At 75.9% G+C, this 16261-nt stretch carries 14 protein-coding genes; 9 read left to right on the forward strand and 5 right to left on the reverse strand.

Going from position 1 to position 16261, the window contains the following annotated elements; all coding sequences use genetic code 11:
• Window positions 1-1822: PASTA domain-containing protein (locus AB0L40_RS10850; protein ID WP_364353446.1), on the forward strand; the 1822-nt coding region annotated here is incomplete at its 5' end.
• Window positions 1819-2823, forward strand: a complete 1005-nt coding sequence (locus tag AB0L40_RS10855; RefSeq protein ID WP_364353449.1) for a D-alanine--D-alanine ligase family protein — start codon at window positions 1819-1821, stop codon at window positions 2821-2823. The genes AB0L40_RS10850 and AB0L40_RS10855, both read left to right, overlap by 4 nt.
• A 29-nt stretch (window positions 2824-2852) precedes the next feature.
• Here the strand turns inward: AB0L40_RS10855 and AB0L40_RS10860 are convergent, their stop codons facing one another.
• Window positions 2853-4385, reverse strand: coding sequence for a protein kinase (locus AB0L40_RS10860; RefSeq protein WP_364353452.1), 1533 nt, complete (start codon window positions 4383-4385; stop codon window positions 2853-2855).
• A 479-nt stretch (window positions 4386-4864) separates the two neighbouring features.
• On the opposite strand from AB0L40_RS10860, the gene AB0L40_RS10865 reads away from it, so the two are divergent.
• The 4 genes from AB0L40_RS10865 (at window position 4865) to AB0L40_RS10880 (ending at window position 8978) form a co-directional block, all read left to right on the forward strand.
• On the forward strand, window positions 4865-5440 hold the full coding sequence (locus AB0L40_RS10865; RefSeq protein WP_364353455.1) for a sigma-70 family RNA polymerase sigma factor: 576 nt from the start codon (window positions 4865-4867) through the stop codon (window positions 5438-5440).
• On the forward strand, window positions 5437-6705 hold the full coding sequence (locus AB0L40_RS10870; RefSeq protein WP_364353458.1) for a hypothetical protein: 1269 nt from the start codon (window positions 5437-5439) through the stop codon (window positions 6703-6705). The genes AB0L40_RS10865 and AB0L40_RS10870 overlap by 4 nt, the downstream gene beginning before the upstream one ends.
• Complete coding sequence (locus tag AB0L40_RS10875; RefSeq protein ID WP_364353461.1) at window positions 6705-8063, forward strand: hypothetical protein; 1359 nt, start codon at window positions 6705-6707, stop codon at window positions 8061-8063. Before AB0L40_RS10870 ends, AB0L40_RS10875 begins: the two co-directional genes overlap by 1 nt.
• 342 nt (window positions 8064-8405) lie before the next feature.
• Entirely contained in the window at window positions 8406-8978 is a 573-nt protein-coding gene (locus AB0L40_RS10880) for a hypothetical protein (protein ID WP_364353464.1), read from the forward strand.
• A gap of 166 nt (window positions 8979-9144) precedes the next feature.
• Here AB0L40_RS10880 and purM read toward each other — a convergent pair whose 3' ends face one another.
• Entirely contained in the window at window positions 9145-10203 is a 1059-nt protein-coding gene (gene purM, locus AB0L40_RS10885) for a phosphoribosylformylglycinamidine cyclo-ligase (protein WP_364353467.1), read from the reverse strand.
• Between the two features lie 64 nt (window positions 10204-10267).
• Here purM and AB0L40_RS10890 point away from each other — a divergent pair, with 64 nt between their 5' ends.
• Complete coding sequence (locus AB0L40_RS10890) at window positions 10268-11017, forward strand: class I SAM-dependent methyltransferase (protein ID WP_364353470.1); 750 nt, start codon at window positions 10268-10270, stop codon at window positions 11015-11017.
• A 7-nt stretch (window positions 11018-11024) separates the two neighbouring features.
• Here the strand turns inward: AB0L40_RS10890 and AB0L40_RS10895 are convergent, their stop codons facing one another.
• Window positions 11025-12305, reverse strand: a complete 1281-nt coding sequence (locus tag AB0L40_RS10895) for an undecaprenyl-diphosphate phosphatase (RefSeq protein ID WP_364353473.1) — start codon at window positions 12303-12305, stop codon at window positions 11025-11027.
• 230 nt (window positions 12306-12535) lie between these two features.
• Between AB0L40_RS10895 and AB0L40_RS10900 the strand changes: the two genes are divergently transcribed.
• Complete coding sequence (locus AB0L40_RS10900) at window positions 12536-13660, forward strand: DegT/DnrJ/EryC1/StrS family aminotransferase (protein ID WP_364353476.1); 1125 nt, start codon at window positions 12536-12538, stop codon at window positions 13658-13660.
• A gap of 104 nt (window positions 13661-13764) precedes the next feature.
• Complete coding sequence (locus tag AB0L40_RS10905; protein WP_364353479.1) at window positions 13765-14700, forward strand: SGNH/GDSL hydrolase family protein; 936 nt, start codon at window positions 13765-13767, stop codon at window positions 14698-14700.
• 88 nt (window positions 14701-14788) lie between these two features.
• Here AB0L40_RS10905 and AB0L40_RS10910 read toward each other — a convergent pair whose 3' ends face one another.
• Window positions 14789-15418 carry a hypothetical protein gene (locus AB0L40_RS10910; protein WP_364353482.1) on the reverse strand — a complete coding sequence of 210 codons (630 nt, stop codon included), beginning with the start codon at window positions 15416-15418 and terminating at the stop codon, window positions 14789-14791.
• Between the two features lie 145 nt (window positions 15419-15563).
• Window positions 15564-16259: a hypothetical protein gene (locus AB0L40_RS10915; RefSeq protein WP_364353485.1), complete on the reverse strand. Its 696-nt coding sequence runs from the start codon at window positions 16257-16259 to the stop codon at window positions 15564-15566.
• Window positions 16260-16261: the final 2 nt, after the last annotated feature.

A 16261-nucleotide genomic window follows, 5' to 3' on the forward strand; every position in this document is an offset into this window, starting at 1 on the left:
CGGCGACTGGGACGGCATCCCGTACATGGCGATGGAGCTCATCGACGGGGTGACGCTCAAGGACGTCATCCGCGACCAGGCGCCGCTGGACCCGGTCAAGACGATCGACCAGATCAGCCAGGTCCTCGACGGCCTGCGCTACGCCCACAAGCGCGGGCTCGTCCACCGCGACATCAAGCCGCAGAACGTCCTCGTCGGCCCCGACGGCGACCTGAAGGTCGTCGACTTCGGCATCGCCCGCGCCGTCGACGACCTGCAGATGACGCAGACCGGCATGATCGTCGGCACCGCGCACTACCTCTCGCCCGAGCAGGCCTCCGGGCAGCCGATCACCCCTTCCGCGGACCTCTACGCCGTCGGGGTCGTGCTCTTCGAGATGCTCACGGGCCGGATGCCGTTCGACGGCGACCAGCCCGTCGCCATCGCGCTGAAGCACGTCAACGAGGAGCCGCCGGCGCTCTCGATCGTCAACCCCGAGGTGCCCGCCGACCTCGAGTACGTCGTCCTCAAGGCGATGTCGAAGCAGCCCGAGGACCGCTTCGAGGACGCCGAGGAGTTCATCGCCGCGCTGCAGGGCGTCCGGCACCGCATCGTCTCCGGCGCCCCGGTGCCGACGCAGCCGCAGCTCGCGAGCTCCGGCGGCGTCGCCCAGCAGCCGACCGGCGGCTGGCTCCAGCCGGCGGCCGGCATGGCCGTGCCCGCCGGGGTCTCCCCGGAGGACGCGCGCGAGAACGCGGAGGCCCGGCGTCGCCGGCGCTGGACGATCGCGATCGTCGGCGGGCTCGCCACGGTCGTCGTCCTCGCGCTCGTGGGCTACCTCGCCTTCGGGCGGATGGAGACCGTGCCCCGCGTCACGGGCGAGACGTACGAGGCCGCCCGCCAGAAGCTCGAGACGAGCGGCTTCAAGGTCGTCCAGGACCAGTCGCAGTCCAGCACCACGGTCGAGCGCAACCGCGTCATCGAGCAGTCTCCGGGACCCCGCCGCAAGGTCCGCCGCGGCACCGAGGTGCGGCTGGTGATCTCCAGCGGCCCGCGCAGCGCCACGGTGCCCTCGGTGGTCGGGCTGACGCTCGCGGACGCCAAGAAGAAGCTGCAGGACCTCGGCTTCACCAAGTTCCTCGATTCCAGGGTGGCCAACGACGCGGAGGCGGGCCTCGTCGTCGGGACGTCCCCTCCGGCGAACCAGTCCGTGGACACCCGCGAGCGGATCGTGATCCAGGTCTCCCAGGGACCGAGCCAGCCGACGACCACGACCACCCAGGTCGAGCAGGTCAAGGTCCCCAAGCTCGTCGGCCTGACCCGCGCGAAGGCCGAGGCCGCGCTGAAGGCCGTCGGCCTCACGGCCACGTTCTCCGAGCAGGAGAGCGACGAGCAGGCCGGCACCGTGGTCTCCTCGGACCCCGGGGTGAGCTCGACGGTCGACAAGGGCTCGGGCGTCAGCGTCGTGCTCGCGAAGGCGCCCGCCACCGACGGGAACGCGGCCGACATCACGGTTCCGAACCTCGAGGGCCGGTCGAAGGCCTACGCCCAGAACGCGCTGAAGAAGCTCGGCCTGAAGCCCGACGCGAAGACGCAGACGACGGCGACCGAGTCCGAGAACGGCACGGTCGTCGACCAGCAGCCGAACGGCGGCAAGGTCGCCAAGGGGTCCACCGTGACGATCACCATCGGGGTCTACGAGGCCCCGCCCACCACCACCGGGACCACCCCCGCGAATCCGGACCAGGACGGCGCGTCCGACGGCGCGGACTCCTCCGCGTCCCGCTCGTCGGCGGACAACACGAACGCGGCCCTGCGCGCCCGGACCGGGGGCGGCCGGTGAGCCTCGTCGCGGTCCTCGGCGGCGGCCGCTCGTCCGAGCACGACGTCTCGATCCGCTCCGCCGCCGCGGTCGCCGCGGGCCTGCGCTCCGCCGGGCACGAGGTCGTCGAGATCGAGCTCTCGCGCGGCGGCAGCTGGGCGACGAAGGACGGCGCGCCCGTGCCGCTGACCCCCGGCGGCGGGCTGCTGGGCGTCGACGTCGTCTTCCCCGTCCTGCACGGCCCGTTCGGCGAGGACGGCACGGTCCAGGGCCTGCTCGACCTGCTCGACGTGCCCTACGTCGGGTCGCCGGTCCTGGGATCGGCCGTCTGCATGGACAAGCTCGTCTTCAAGGACCTGATGCACGCGGCGGGGATCCCGCAGGTCGCCTACGAGGCCGTCCACGCCCGCGAGTGGCGCGCCGACCGCGAGGCCGTCCTGACCCGCGTCGCCGCGCTGGGGCTGCCCGCCTGGGTCAAGCCGTCGCGGATGGGCTCGTCGGTCGGCATCGCCCCGGCGCGCACGGTCGAGGAGCTCGCGCCGGCGATCGAGGCCGCGCTCCTCCACGACGCCCGCGTCATCGTCGAGGCGTCGGCCGCCGGCGTGGAGGCCGAGACGGCCGTCCTGGGGTCCGGCGACGACCCGAAGGTCTCCGAGATCGGCCAGATCGTGCTCACCAGCACCGATCCGGACGCCTGGTACGACTACGACGCGAAGTACACCCCTGGCGGCATGGAGCTGCGGGTCCCGGCGCCGATCAGCGCCACGGCCCGCGCCCGCGTGCAGGAGCTCGCGGCGGAGGCGTTCACGCTGTCCTGCTGCGACGGGCTGGCGCGCGCCGACTTCTTCGTCGACGGCGAGGACGTGCTGCTCAACGAGCTGAACACGCTCCCCGGGTTCACCGAGACGTCGGCGTACGGGAAGCTCTGGGAGGCCACCGGCGTCGCGTACGCGGAGCTCGTGTCGCGGCTCGTGGAGCTCGCCGTCGAGCGCCACGCGCGCGAGCGCACGCAGCAGTTCTGAGGGGAGGGTCCCGGACCCGGTCGCCCGGGTCAGCGCGCCTTCTGCAGCGTCATCGCGCCGATCGCGACCTTCGACGGGCCGCTGGTCACCGGCGGGAGCTTCGTGATCCACAGCAGGTAGTAGCGGTAGCGCACGCCCTTGGTGGCGAGCGGCACCGCGTCGTCGCCGGCCGTGGCGTTCGGGAGCTGGCCGACCTCGACCCAGGCGGAGTCGGCGCGATTCGCGGGCACCGCGCCGTCGGGCGCGGCCAGGACCGTGGCCGACCAGCCCGAGGAGGTGGTCGTCAGGTCGAGCTTCGTGGCCGCGACTGTGCGGCCGCCGGCGCCGACGTCGAGGTAGATCCCCACACCGGACTTGATCCCGAACGAGCCGTTCGCGTAGCCCTCGGTGTCCCAGGCGGTCGCTTTGTCGCCGTCGAGCACGCGGCCGGTCTTCTCCGCGTGCTCGTTGCCGTCGCCCGGGGACGGGTCGTAGTCGTGGGCGGCGTCGCCGTCGAGCGAGATCGTCTCCGACCCCTTGGCCACCGGCGTGCGCGGCGTCTGCGCGGTGCCGCGCTTGGTGTTGTCGCCGAGCAGCAGGAAGCCCGCGATCGCGAAGGCCGCGACGACGGCCAGCAGCAGCACGCCGAGGACGGTGCGCCGGCCGGGGCGCAGGTTCGCGCGGCTGCGCTGGGCCTGCGGCAGCGAGCGGAAGACGGCGGTGGCCTCGCCCGTGGTCTCGCCGCGGCGGCCGGCCTCGATCGTGAGGACGTCCTCCAGGTCGGCGACGAGCTCCTCGGTGTTCGGGTACCGCACGTCGAGCGACTTGGCGGTCGCGCGGTCGACGACGGCCGCCAGGGCGGTGCCGATCGACGGGCGCAGCTGCTGGACGTCCGGCAGCTCCTCCCGGACGTGCTTCATCGCGACGGCGACCTGGTTCTCGCCGTGGAACGGGATGTCCCCCACGAGCATCTCGTAGAGGACGATGCCCAGCGAGTAGACGTCGCTCTGCCCGTCGACGTCGTGGCCCATCGCCTGCTCGGGCGACACGTAGTCGGTGGTGCCCAGGACGCGACCGTCGGCGGTCAGGCCGTGCTCCTCGAGCGTCCGGGCGATGCCGAAGTCCGTGACCTTCGCCAGGCCCTCCTCGTTGATGAGGACGTTCTGCGGCTTGACGTCGCGGTGGACGATGTTGCGCTCGTGCGCGGCGCCGAGGGCGCGGGCGATCTCGATCGCGTAGGCGACCGCCTCGGTGACCGGCAGCCGGCCGGCGCGCTGGACGCGCTCCTTGAGCGTCTCGCCCTTGACGTGCTCGAAGACGATGAACGGCGTGTCGTCGTCCTCGCCGGCGTCGATCACCTGCACGATGTGCGGGTGGTTCAGGCGCGCGACGGCGCGGGCCTCGCGGCTGAAGCGCTCCAGCTGCTCGGAGTGCTCCGCGAGGTTGCGGTGCATGAGCTTGATCGCGACGGTCCGCTCGAGGACGGTGTCGAAGGCGCGATAGACCGTCGACATCCCTCCAGAGCCGATCTGGGCCTCGAGGCGGTAGCGATCCGCGAGCAGTGTGCCGACGTCGATGGTCACTCGTACGGGCCTATTGTGCGGGTCCGAGAGGGGTTCGTGTCCGGTCGTCCGGCCCGCGGAGCGCCGGCGGGACCGCCCGAAGGCGGGACGACGCGGTCGCGGGACCCCCGGCGGGCGCCGGCGGACGCGCGGGCGGCGGATCCGCGGAGGCGGGATCGGTCGGCCGGGGGGAGGTCCACGTCCCGGATCTTGCCCGTTCCGGCGGCCGGCCGCATCGCCCGGGCGCTCGTTCCCGGGACGCACGAGGCGTTGCAGGCGATCGCGGGGGCATCGGCGTCGCGGTTCTCCTCCCGTGAGGAGGAGAACCGCGACCTCGACGACGTCCCGACGCTCGCGGGACCCGTCACCACGTCCCGGTGTCGCGACCCGCAGGCGCGGGGAGACGCGTCGTCCGTCGCCGACGTAGGTTGGAGACGTCCCCGGCGTCCGATCCCCGTCCCGATGTCACAGGATCGGAGCGCCCGCGCACTACCCAGGTGATGGCGGAGCTCCCCCACAGCGCCCTGGCCCGCAGCCGGCGCGATCCCGAGGCCTTCTCCGCGTTCTACGCCGAGGAGGCGCCACGCATGGTCGTGTTCTTCGCCCGACGGGTCCTCGACCCCGAGGCCGCCCTGGACCTGACCGCCGAGACGTTCGCCGCGGCGTTCGTGTCCCGGCGGGGCTTCCGCGGCACCGACCAGCGCCAGGCCCGCGCCTGGGTCCGCACGATCGGCGAGCGGCAGCTGAACGCGTACCTGAAGCGCGGCTACGCGGAGCGGGCGATGCGCCGGCGGCTGGGGATCGAGCGGCCCCCGGCGACGAACGAGGAGCTGCAGCGGGTCGACGAGCTGGCCGCGCTGGCGGGCCTGCGGGCCGCGGTCGCCCGTGAGCTGGAGGACCTGCCTGCCGGCGAGCGCGACGCCGTGCGACTGCGCGTCGTCGACGAGCTGGAGTTCGACGAGGTCGCCCGGCGGCTGACCATCACCGAGGCCGCGGCGCGGCAGCGGGTGTCGCGGGCGCTCAGGCGGCTGGCAGAGCGGTTGCGGCGCCCCACCGACGAGGAGGCGATCGCGTGAGCGCCACCGTGCACGGTCCCGGAGGGGAGCCGGAGGAGCCGACGCTCGACGACTTCCCGTCGCTGGGGGCGTTCGGCGCGGTGCTCGCCACCGAGCGGACCGCCGCCCGGGCGCGGCGTCGGTCCCTGGCGGGCGCGGTCCCCCGGGGCGTGACGTTGGGGTCCGTCGGCGTGGCGGTCCTCGTCGTCACGGGGACCGCGGCCGCGGGCTTGACCGCCCTGACGGGCAGCCCGATTCCGGCGCCGCTGCGATCCGACGACACCGTCACCGTGTGGCCGACCGACGGGGCGTCGCAGCTCGCGACCGTCCGAGCGGCCGATCCGGAGGGCGGTCCGGCGTGGGGCGTCCGGATCGGGAAGGCCGACGGGGGCCTCGTCTGCGCCGGCGTCGGCCAGGTCCAGGGAGACGCACTCGGCATCGTGGGCCGTGACGGGCGCTTCCGGGCGCTCCCCGAGCAGCTCGGCGGCGGCTGCGTCTCCGCGCCGACACCCGGCCACCCGATCGTGGCGACGCGGGCGGTGGCCGGCGACCGTCGGGACCCCTACGGCGTCGCGCTCGACGGCACGACCGTCCTCTACGGGGTCGGGGGCGATCGGCTGCGGCGGGTCGTCGTGCGGACGCCGGACGGTCGCGCCCGTCCGCTGAAGGCCGACCGCGACGGCGTCTTCGTCCTGGCCCTCCGGGGCCTGCCGGAGCAGGCGCAGCCCGTCGTCGACCTGACGTGGGCCGGCGGGCAGCGCCGGCGGGTGGACCTGCGGCGGCTGTCGAACGTGCCGGATCCCGAGGGTGGCGCGCCCTGGACGGTGTCGGGGTCCGACCAGGTCATGACGACGGCCCGGCGCGGCGACCGGCGGTCGCCGTCCCGGCCGGCCCGTGTCGGCCCGGCCTGCTTCTCCGTCCTCTCGCGGGACGGTGGGTTCGCGCGGCTGTGCGGGAGCCGGCAGCGGGGGGCCTGGGTGATCCGGCCGGCCGGCACGCCCGTCCCCCGGGCGGACTCGTCCCGCTCGACCCGGCGGTGGGCGGGACCGTCGCGCACGGTCGTGGCCGTCCGCGCCGCTCCGGGAGCGGCGCCGGTCGTGACCGCGGCCGGGCGGGCCTGGCCCGTGCGCTGGGCGGGATCGTTCGGCGACGCCCATCGCTCCGTCCACCGCGACGTCGGCTGGGTCGCGGTCCTGCCCGCCCGGATCGCGCCCGACGGGGTCCGGGTGCGCGACGGAGGACGGTCGGTGCCGACGGCGCCGGCGACGCTCGGAGGAGGACGCTGATGCGGGTGCGGAACGTGGGGATCGCGGCGGCGGCGGGACTGGCGCTCGCGGCCGGGCTGGCGGTGGGCGGCGAGGCACAGGGTGGCGCCGCCGGCAGCGTGCGGGAGGAGCCGGTGGCTTCGGACCTGCGCGTCGACGCGCGGCCGCTGCACGGGCTCACCGTCGCCGACGCTCGTCGCCCCAGCGGTCCCCGGGGCGACGGGATGCGCGTCGCGCTGCTGAAGGTCCGCGCGGTGCCGGGGACGGTGCGACGGGTCCAGACGGTGTCCGGGGGCGACGGGCGCCTGTCGTGGGCCGTGCGGTCGTTCGAGCGGCCGCGGGTGACGGGCGGGATCGCCCGTGACGTTCGGATCGATCCGAGCCGCCCCGGGATCCGGTGCGCTCAGCTCGGGCGGGTCCGGGGCGCGGCCTTCGGGTGGGTCCTGCCGAGCACCGGGACCTTCCGGCCGCTGGGGGCGGAGGTCGACCTCCAGGCCCTCTGCGCCACCGACGTGCACGGATCCGGCCTGGCCTCGAGGTCGCTCCTGATCCCCGACCGCGACCCCTACGACCGGGACGCACGACTGCGCGCGGCGGTCGTCTGGGGGATCGCCCCTGCCGCCGCCCGCCGGGTGCGCGTCACCTGGAGCGGCTGGTCGCGGATCGTCCCCGTCCGCGACGGGACGTTCGTCGCCGTCGGCCCCCCGCCGACCGGTCCGTTCGTCGACCGCGACGCCCGCGTCGTGGTCCCCGGCAGCGCCGCCGACCGTCCGCGGCCGAAGCGTCGCGGCCGCCCGCGGGTCTGGCGTCCCGCGACGGCGGACCGGGCGCGCATCGCTGGGCGCCTGATCGACCCGAGCACCGGCCGCCCGTCGGCCGTCGTCGTCGGCACCGCCGGGGGCCGGCCGTGCGACGGCGGGGTGGCACCGGTCGTCGCCGGGGTGGTGGGCAGCGTGGATCCCGCGTTGCAGGTCGTCGGTGGCGCGGGCCGCGAGTGCCAGGTGCTGCCGACGCTGCGGCGCGGGCAGCCGCCCATGGTGACGGCGTACGGCGGGGGCATCGGCGGGTCGGGCCAAGACGGTCCGGACCTCGTCGACCGCGAGCGCCTGGTCCCCGGCGGCTACCAGGTGACGATCCTGACGCCGCCGGACGTGGTCCGGCTGGAGCTCCGGTCGGCGGGGGACGTCCGCACCGTCCGGCCCGTGGCCCCCGGCATCGTCCACGCGCTCTACGACGGGGCGGCGCTCTCCAACGGGGACTTCACCGGCTCCGGGGTCGAGGCGATCGGGATCCGGGCTGACGGCAGCCGGGTCCGCGCGACCGGGCCGTCGGGGCCGGAGGGCGTGCGGCTCGGGTCGGCGGAGCTCGGTGGGCCGTAGGGGCGGGTGGCGGGCCCGGTCGGCCGGTCCGGGGCGGGTGCCGGTCGTCGAGGGTGCGCTGCTTCGTCCTACGGAAGAGGACCCGCACTCTCGACGGCGTCACGGCCTTGGTCCGCGGGGGTCGCCGCGTCCGCCGGGTCGTCGAGGGTGCGCTGCTTCGTCCTACGGGAGGACCATCGCACTCTCGACGGCGTCACGGCCTTGGTCCGCGGGGGTCGCCGCGTCCTGTGCGTCGTCGCATCCACCGCGTCGCCGCGGACGCCACCCCGGACCGACGGATCCGGCCGGTCGTGCCGGCGGCATCGATCCCCGCCCTCCCCCGGCGTACGCGACACTCGGGGCATGCAGCGCGTCGTCCCCGCCGTCCTGACGGTCCTGGCCCTCGCGGCCGCGCCGGCCCTGGCCGGGTGCGGCGGCGACGACGAGGCGCAGGACGCGTCGGCGACCACGACGAGCACCGCCGCGGTGCCCACGACCACGGGCACGACGACCGCGATCCTGCCGCCGAAGACGCCCGCCGACGGTCAGCAGGATCCGGCGTCGCCGGCGCCCGACCCCGGGCCGACGGAGACGACCGCGCCGTCCGGGCCGACGACCGAGCTCGCCCCGCCCGGGGCGAAGCCCCCCGCGAAGACCCCGACGGAGACCACCGTGAAGCGCCCGTCCGATCCCGTCTGGTGCCCCGAGGCCGAGGGCGGCAAGGGGGCGACCAAGGCCTCCCACCGCTTCGACACCCGCGAGCTGCTCGGGCTGAAGATCGCCGAGGCGACGGCGCTGGCGAAGCAGCACGCCTGCGCCGTGCGGGTCGTCCGCCGCGACGGCAACGACCTGATCCGGACGATGGACTTCTCCAACGCCCGCATCAACGTGACGGAGACGAAGGGCCGGATCGTCCGGCTCAACGGGGTCGGCTGAGGGCTGGGCGGTTCCTCGGTACCTTCGCCCTGCGTGGACGGGTGAAGGTGCGGGAGAACGGCGGCGGGCCGGGCCGTTCGGGAGTCCGGCCGTGCCGCGGTTCGGCGGGCCGGACGAGGTGGCGCCGGGCGCGGTCGTGGACGGCGGGCCCCCGCCCGCGCGACCCTCAGCCCTGCAGCACGACGCCGCCCGGCGCCGTGCAGGTGCCCGGGCGGTCGGACACGGTGCCGATGCGGCGGGTGCCGTGGTGGTGCTTCTCGAGGATCGCGACGGTGGTGTCGACCATGTCCTCGGGGACGATCGCGACGAAGCCGCAACCGTGGTTGAAGACCTCCCACATCTCGGCGTCGCTGACGTTGCCGAGGCGCTGGATGAGGCCGAAGATCGGGGGGACCGGGAGCGGCTCGGTGACGTCGAAGCCGAGGCGGTCCGGCCCGAGGCGGACGAGGTTCAGCAGGCCGCCGCCGGTGATGTGGCTGAGGCCGCGGACGGCGACGCCGCTCTGCAGCAGCTCGATGATCGCGCGGACGTAGATGACGGTCGGCTCGAGCAGGGCGTCGGCGATCGACGCGCCACCGAGCTCCTCGGGCGTGTCGTCCAGCGACAGGCCGCCGTCCTGCTGGAGCGCCTTGCGGGCCAGCGTGTAGCCGTTGGAGTGGATGCCGGACGACGGCAGGCCGATCATCGCGTCGCCGGGCTGGATCAGCTCGCCGGTGACCATCTCGTCCAGCGCGACGGTGCCGATGGCGGTGCCGCAGAGGTCGAAGCCGTTGGGGTCCGGGTGGCCGCGCAGCAGCTCGGGGAGGACGGCGAGCTCGCCGCCGGGGATCTCGATGCCCGCGTCCTCGGCGCCGGCCTTCAGGCCCCGGGCGATCGCGGCGAGCCGCTCGCCGTCGGGCTCCTGGACGGCCAGGTAGTCGAGCATCGCGATCGGCTCGGCGCCGACGCAGATGAGGTCGTTGACGTTCATCGCGATCGCGTCGATGCCGACGGTGTCCAGCCGGCCGGTCTCCTCGGCGACGATCAGCTTGGAGCCGACGCCGTCGGTGGCGATCGCGATCCCGAGGTTCGGGGCGACCCGCAGCACGCTCGCGTAGTGCCCGGAGGGCAGGACGGAGATCGAGGGCTTGCCGGTGTTGATCGTCTTCAGCACCGCGACGAGGGCCCCGACGCCCGCGTCGGACTGGTCCGTGTCGACTCCGGAGGCAGCGTAGGCGTCGCTCATCGCGGGGCATCTTCGCAGGGTTCCGGGTGGGAGCACCGGCGGGACCGCCGATAGGGTCGCCCGTATGCCCACGGTCAGCGCCCCCGAGCACGCCCTCTCGCTGCTGGACCCGCCGGTCGCGGCGCCGCGGATCACCGACGGGTACCTCGATCTGCTGGACGCCGAGGACGTCCCGTCTCGGATCTCCGTCGCCCAGCGCGCGATGCGCTCGACGATCGTCCCGCAGATCTACGAGCGCGCCTGGCGCCCGCTGCTCTTCCGGCTCTGGACCCTGCGGACGACGCGCAGCGAGGAGCGCCTCCTGCTGGATCTGCTCAAGCCGGCCGACGGGGACGTGGCGCTCGACGTCGCCTGCGGCCCGGGCAACACGACCCGCCGGCTGCGCGACACCTACGAGGGCGGGGTCGTCGTGGGCTTCGACTTCTCCGCCACGATGCTGGCCCGCGCGACGGCGGACACGGACGACGACGGCGTCGCCTACGTGCGCGGCGACGCGCACCGCCTGCCGTTCGCGGACGACAGCTTCGATCTGGTCACGTGCTACGGCGCGCTGTACCTCGTCGAGGACCCGTTCCGCGTCGTCGACGAGCTGCTGCGGGTGCTCGCGCCGGGCGGCCGGATCGCGATCCTGACGACCTGCGAGCGCGGACCGGCGCCGGTCCGCGCGGCCACGGGGCTGTCGGAGCACGTGGTCGGCCTGCGCGGCTTCGCCCCCGACGCCTTCACGTCGCGCTTCGAGGACGACGGCCTGGAGGACGTCCGGGTCGAGGTCTCGGGCTTCTCTCAGACGGTCGCGGGGCGTCGGCCGGCGTAGGGGCGCCCTACCGCCGCCAGCGGCAGTCGGCGGCCGCGAGGGCGGTCGCCAGGAGCACCCGGTAGCCGGCGAACGGCCAGAGCGGCAGGCCCTCGAGCGTCCGCCGCGCCATCGGTGCGGCGGCGACACCCGAGATCGCGCCCGTCGTCGTGACGGCCAGCAGCGGGACGAGGTGGCGCGGGTCGATCGTGCCGGCGCGCAGGCGGACGCCGAGCCGGGCGACCTTCAGCGCGGTCGCGCCGCCGACGGCGGGGACGGCCAACGCGGCGGAGATCTTCCCGGAGGCCTCGCGCGAGAACCCGCGGGCGCGCGCGGCGACGAGGACCGCGCCGCTGCGCGAGACCCCGGGCCACAGGGCCGCGGCCTGCGCGGTGCCGATCAGCAGGGCGTCGACGACGGTGCCGTCCTCCCACGGGCGGCCGGGGCCGCGGGGGACGGTCCCGTCCGGCGCAGGGGGGGAGCCGCCGTCCGGTCGTCCCGCGTGGAGGCCGTCGGCCGGGCGCTCGGCTCCGAGATCACCGGCGGGTGCGCCGCTGGTGGCGGGCGGGCGGAGCCCCGCGTCGCCGGGGAGCGGGACGGTGGCCCGGGGGGCCGGCGATGCGAGGGCCTCCGCGGTCGCGGGCGGTGCGTCGGCGTCGGGCCGAGGAGGGGGCGGCCGGAGGCCGGCGGCGCCCGGCAGCGGGACGACGGCGGCGGGCAGGTCGCCGGGCGCCGCCGGGACGCGCAGGCCCGCGTCGCCCGGCAGCGATGCACCGGCCGTCCGACGGGTCGCCGCGGCACGGTCGTCGTCCGGCGCCGGGGCCAATCCGTGCAGGTCCCACGCGCCGCCCGCGCCCGTCGCGTCGGCCAGGACCATCGCCAGCGAGCCGGCGACGAGGCCGAGCGCGATGGTGCGGTCGCCGCCGAGGTGCCGCTCGATCTGGCGCTCCAGGGTCAGCGCGCCGACGACCGCCGGGGCGGACGCGGCGACGATCCGCAGGGCGGTGACCGCGGCCAGCCGGGGCTCGCGCAGGACGCCGGCGGACGCCTTGACGGCCTCGCGGCGCAGGCCGATCGTCAGGCCCAGCAGGGTGCCGGCGTGGGCGCCGACCTCGACGCTCTTGGCGACCTCGGGGTCCGACGGCCGGCGGCCTCGGCGGCCCGCGGCGAGGCGGGCGACGAACGCCACGTGGGCGGACGAGGACACCGGCAGCGCCTCGGCGGGCCCGTGCAGGGCGCCGGCCAGCAGCGCCGCGGCGAGGCTGCGGCGCGGGCTCAGCTGCGGGGTCGTCGGGGGCAGGACGGTCACGGCGGGCAGGCTACGCCCCCTGCGGGGTCGGGACGGCGCCGCGGGACGAACGGGCACGCGTCGGGCGGCGTCCCGTCCGTCGGACCCGGTGCACCGTGGGCGCCGCCGACGGCACGTGCGGTCCGTCCCGGTGTGGGGTTCGCCGGGCGCCCGTCCCTGCCGGCGGAGCCGCGACGGACCCGAGCCGACCCTTCGGCGGACCGCGGCGCCCCGGCCCGTACCCTTGCCTGATGGCCGTGCCGCTCTTCGACACCGCGACCGCGCTCGCGCCCCTGCGCCCTGAGCTGGACGCGGCGCTGCTGCGGGTCGCCGCCGACGGGCGCTTCGTCCTCGGGCCGGAGACCCAGGCGTTCGAGCGCGAGTTCGCCGACTGGATCGGCGCCGAGCACGCGATCGGCGTCGCCAACGGCACCGAGGCGATCACGATCGCCCTGCGCGCGCTGGGCGTCGGTCCCGGCGACGAGGTCGTCGTCCCGTCGTTCACGTTCTGGGCCAGCGCCGAGGCGATCCCGCCGACAGGTGCGATCCCGGTCTTCTGCGACGTCGATCCCGAGACCATGTGCGTCACGGCCGACACCGTGAAGGCCGCCGTCACGCCGCGGACGAAGGCGATCATCGCCGTCCACCTGTTCGGCAACGTCGCGCCGATCGACGAGATCCGCGCCGTGACCGGACTGCCGGTGCTCGAGGACGCGGCGCAGGCCGCCGGATCGACGCTCACCGCCGACGGCGACCCGACCGGCAAGCACGGCGTCCGCCGGCCCGGCGCGCTCGGCGACGTCGCGACGTTCAGCTTCTACCCCTCCAAGAACCTCGGCGGGTTCGGCGACGGCGGGGCGATCACGACCTCCGACGCGGCGATCGCCGAGAAGGTCCGCACGCTGCGCTTCCACGGCAGCGCCGACAAGGTCGACTACGTCGAGATCGGCTACAACAGCCGGCTCGACGAGCTCCAGGCCGCGGTCCTGCGCGTCCAGCTGCCGCACCTGGACCGCTGGGCCGGCCACCGCGCCGCGACCCACGTCCGCTACCACCGGGCCGGCCTCGACGAGCTCGTCGGCATGCCGGTCGCCGCGCCGGGTGCCACGCCGGCCTGGCACATCTACGTCGTGCGCTCCGAGCGCGCCTCCGAGCTCGAGGCCGGCCTCAACGCGCGCGGCATCGGCGCCCGCGGCTACTACCGCACCCCCGTCCACCGGCAGCCGCCGATGGCGCAGTTCCAGCCGGACGGGCTCGCGGAGCTGCCGGTCACCGAGGAGCTGGCCCGCACGCACCTGGCGCTGCCGGTCAGCGCGACGATCACGCAGGACCAGGTCGACGAGGTCGTGGCGGCCGTCGGGGCCGTGCTGGCGTGATGCGGGGGCGGCGCGGCACGGGTCGGGCTGCGGCCCGCGACGGGGTGCCGGCCGACGACGCGCCGGGTTCCGGGCGCCGGCCGGCCACCCGTCGCCGGGCGGCCGTGGCCGCGGCCCTGACGCTGGCCGGCCTCGCCCTCGCCGGCTGCGGCGGCGGGAACGACGACGCGTCTCCGCCGCCGGCCACTACGACCACCGCGTCCGACCCGGCGCTGGTGACCCCCGACCCGGCCGCGTCCGGTACCGCCTACCTGGCGCTCGGCGACTCGCTCGCCCAGGGCGTCCAGCGCAAGGACGGGACCTTCGCGACGTCCCGCGAGGGGTACCCGGACCAGCTCGCCGGCCTGCTGAAGACCGCCGGCACCCCGGTGGCGCTGACCCGGATCGGCTGCTCCGGCGCGACCGTCGGCAGCCTGCTGGACGGCGGCAAGGAGTGCGGCCCCGCCGCGCCGACGCCGCCGCCGTACGAGAACCGCGACGCCGCGACCAGCCAGCTGGCGTGGGCGGAGTCGTACCTCAAGGCCCGCGGCGACCGGCCGACGCTGCTGACCATCGACATCGGCGCCAACGACCTGATCGGCTGCGCCGGGGTCGACGCCGCGAAGGTCCGCTCGTGCTTCGCCGCGGGCCTGCCGACCGTCCGCACGCAGCTGCAGGACGTGGCGAAGCGCCTGCACGACGCCGCCGGCTCGCGAACGGTCCTGGCCGCGATGACGTACTACGACCCGGCTGTCGCGCTCGTGCGCCAGCCGCTGGCGAAGGAGGCCGCGCTGGCCTTCCACGACATCGTCCGCCGCCAGGCCAACCCGACGATCCGCCGGACGTTCGCGGACGAGGGCTTCGTCGTCGCCCGCGTGGACCGGGCCTTCGGCAGCGACGGTGCGGCGACCACCGCCGCGGTCGACACCACCTGCCGCCTGACCCGCCTCTGCGGCGCCGGCGCGGACTTCCACCCCAACGCCGAGGGCTACCGGCGGATCGCCGACGCGTTCCTCGAGGTCGTCCGGGCGCCGGTGGGGAAGGTCTCGGCGGGCGGCTGAGCAGCGGCGGGTCGCGGGGCGGCCGCCGGGTCGAGGGGAACGCCGCCGGTACCAGCCGGCTCGCGGGTCTGGCGGGACCCCGCCGACGCTAGCCGCCGGAGGGGGTCTCGTGGACCGATCCGGTCCCGGCGCCCGGGGTGACCGACACGGCCGGCAGCCGGTCGACGACCTGCACCGAGACGGCGGTGTCGCGCAGCTCGTACTGGGCGTCGTCGCGGAACGGCGTGGGCGCCCCGGCCTGGTCCGGGACGCGCGTGCCGCCGGCCAGGAAGATCCGCGAGACCTTCGCGACCCCGAGCTGCGCCCGGCGTGCGATCGCGGCGTCGATCACGACCGTCCACGTCCCCGGACCGGTGACCGTCGCCGCGCACGACGTGGACCGGGTCGCCCGCACGATCCGGCCCGGACGGAGGCAGCCGAACAGCCGGGCGCCCTCGAGTCGCTGGTCGGCGGCGATCCGCAGCCGCTCCCCACGCAGGACCGACGCGTCCGGGGTCAGGGCGACGAACCGCACCTGCCCGTCGCGGGGGACCGTCACCACCGCCACCGGGATCGCCACCCGCTGGCCGCGCTGCACGACCACCGAGGTCTCCTTCGCGGCGACGATCTCGATCGACGGCCTCGCGGTGCGCGGGCGCTCGTCGCCGCCACAGCCGGTACCCACGACCAGCATGCCGAGGCCGACCGCGGCCGAGCAGGTCCGCAGGCGGCGGGTCATGGCGCCGGGGGCACCGTGGTGGAGGCACGGGACGACCGCTCGGCAGGCATCGGGAATCCTCGGCCCGGGCGTCTTGCGGAACGCGCACACGTGGCCCGGGGGCGGCCCGCCTGCGGTGGGTTCTCGGTCCTGCGCATCTGCGTCCTCAATCCCCGAGGTCGGTGACGTCGGTGCGGGGTCGTCCCGGCGGCGGGGGCCAGGGTGCGCCCGGGATCGTGACCGGCACGCGCGGGGCGACCGCGACGTCGACGGCGACGCCGCGGAGCTCGTACCCGGTGTCGTCGGAGGCGTAGAAGATCGTCGCGCCGCCTTGGACCTCGGCCGCGCGGGCGGTCCGGACGCCCCCGCTGACGAGTCGCACCGCGCTGATGCGCGAGACGCCCGCCTTCGCCCCCCTGGCGGCCTGGGCCCGCGCGACGAGCGTCCAGTCACTCGGGCCCGTCACCGACAGCCGGCACTTCTTCGACGCCGTCGGCCTCGCGGCGGGATCGGTCCTCCGGCTCTCGGCGAAGCAGGGACGCACGCGGACGCCCGGGGCGGCGTCGTCGGCGTCCACGCCGACGACGGTGCGCGACTGTGGCAGGTAGGAGCCGGTGCGCACCTGCAGGCCGGCCGGCACGCGGACCCGGGCGATCGGGACGTCCATGCCGTCGCCGGGACGCAGCACCACGAGCTGCGGGACACTGCCGACGGCCCGGACGACGGCCCGCGGCTGCTCCTCCGTGCCGGTGCGATCGCCGCCACAGCCCGCGGCGGCCAGACCGGCACCCGCCGCGAGGGCGAGGACCGGTGCCCGCGCGATCCGGAATCTGCGTCGACGGCTGCTCGTGGTGTGTCCCATCG

The organism is Patulibacter sp. NPDC049589, assembly GCF_040675535.1.
In the GTDB taxonomy this organism is placed as follows: Bacteria; Actinomycetota; Thermoleophilia; order Solirubrobacterales; family Solirubrobacteraceae; genus Patulibacter.

Bases quoted from the DNA above. Each gene is read 5' to 3' on its own strand.
- AB0L40_RS10865 (WP_364353455.1), top strand. From the start codon at position 4,865: ATGGCGGAGCTCCCCCACAGCGCCCTGGCCCGCAGCCGGCGCGATCCC.
- AB0L40_RS10875 (WP_364353461.1), top strand. From the start codon at position 6,705: ATGCGGGTGCGGAACGTGGGGATCGCGGCGGCGGCGGGACTGGCGCTC.
- AB0L40_RS10880 (WP_364353464.1), top strand. From the start codon at position 8,406: ATGCAGCGCGTCGTCCCCGCCGTCCTGACGGTCCTGGCCCTCGCGGCC.
- purM (WP_364353467.1), bottom strand. From the start codon at position 10,203: ATGAGCGACGCCTACGCTGCCTCCGGAGTCGACACGGACCAGTCCGAC.
- AB0L40_RS10890 (WP_364353470.1), top strand. From the start codon at position 10,268: ATGCCCACGGTCAGCGCCCCCGAGCACGCCCTCTCGCTGCTGGACCCG.
- AB0L40_RS10900 (WP_364353476.1), top strand. From the start codon at position 12,536: ATGGCCGTGCCGCTCTTCGACACCGCGACCGCGCTCGCGCCCCTGCGC.
- AB0L40_RS10910 (WP_364353482.1), bottom strand. From the start codon at position 15,418: ATGACCCGCCGCCTGCGGACCTGCTCGGCCGCGGTCGGCCTCGGCATG.
- AB0L40_RS10915 (WP_364353485.1), bottom strand. From the start codon at position 16,259: ATGGGACACACCACGAGCAGCCGTCGACGCAGATTCCGGATCGCGCGG.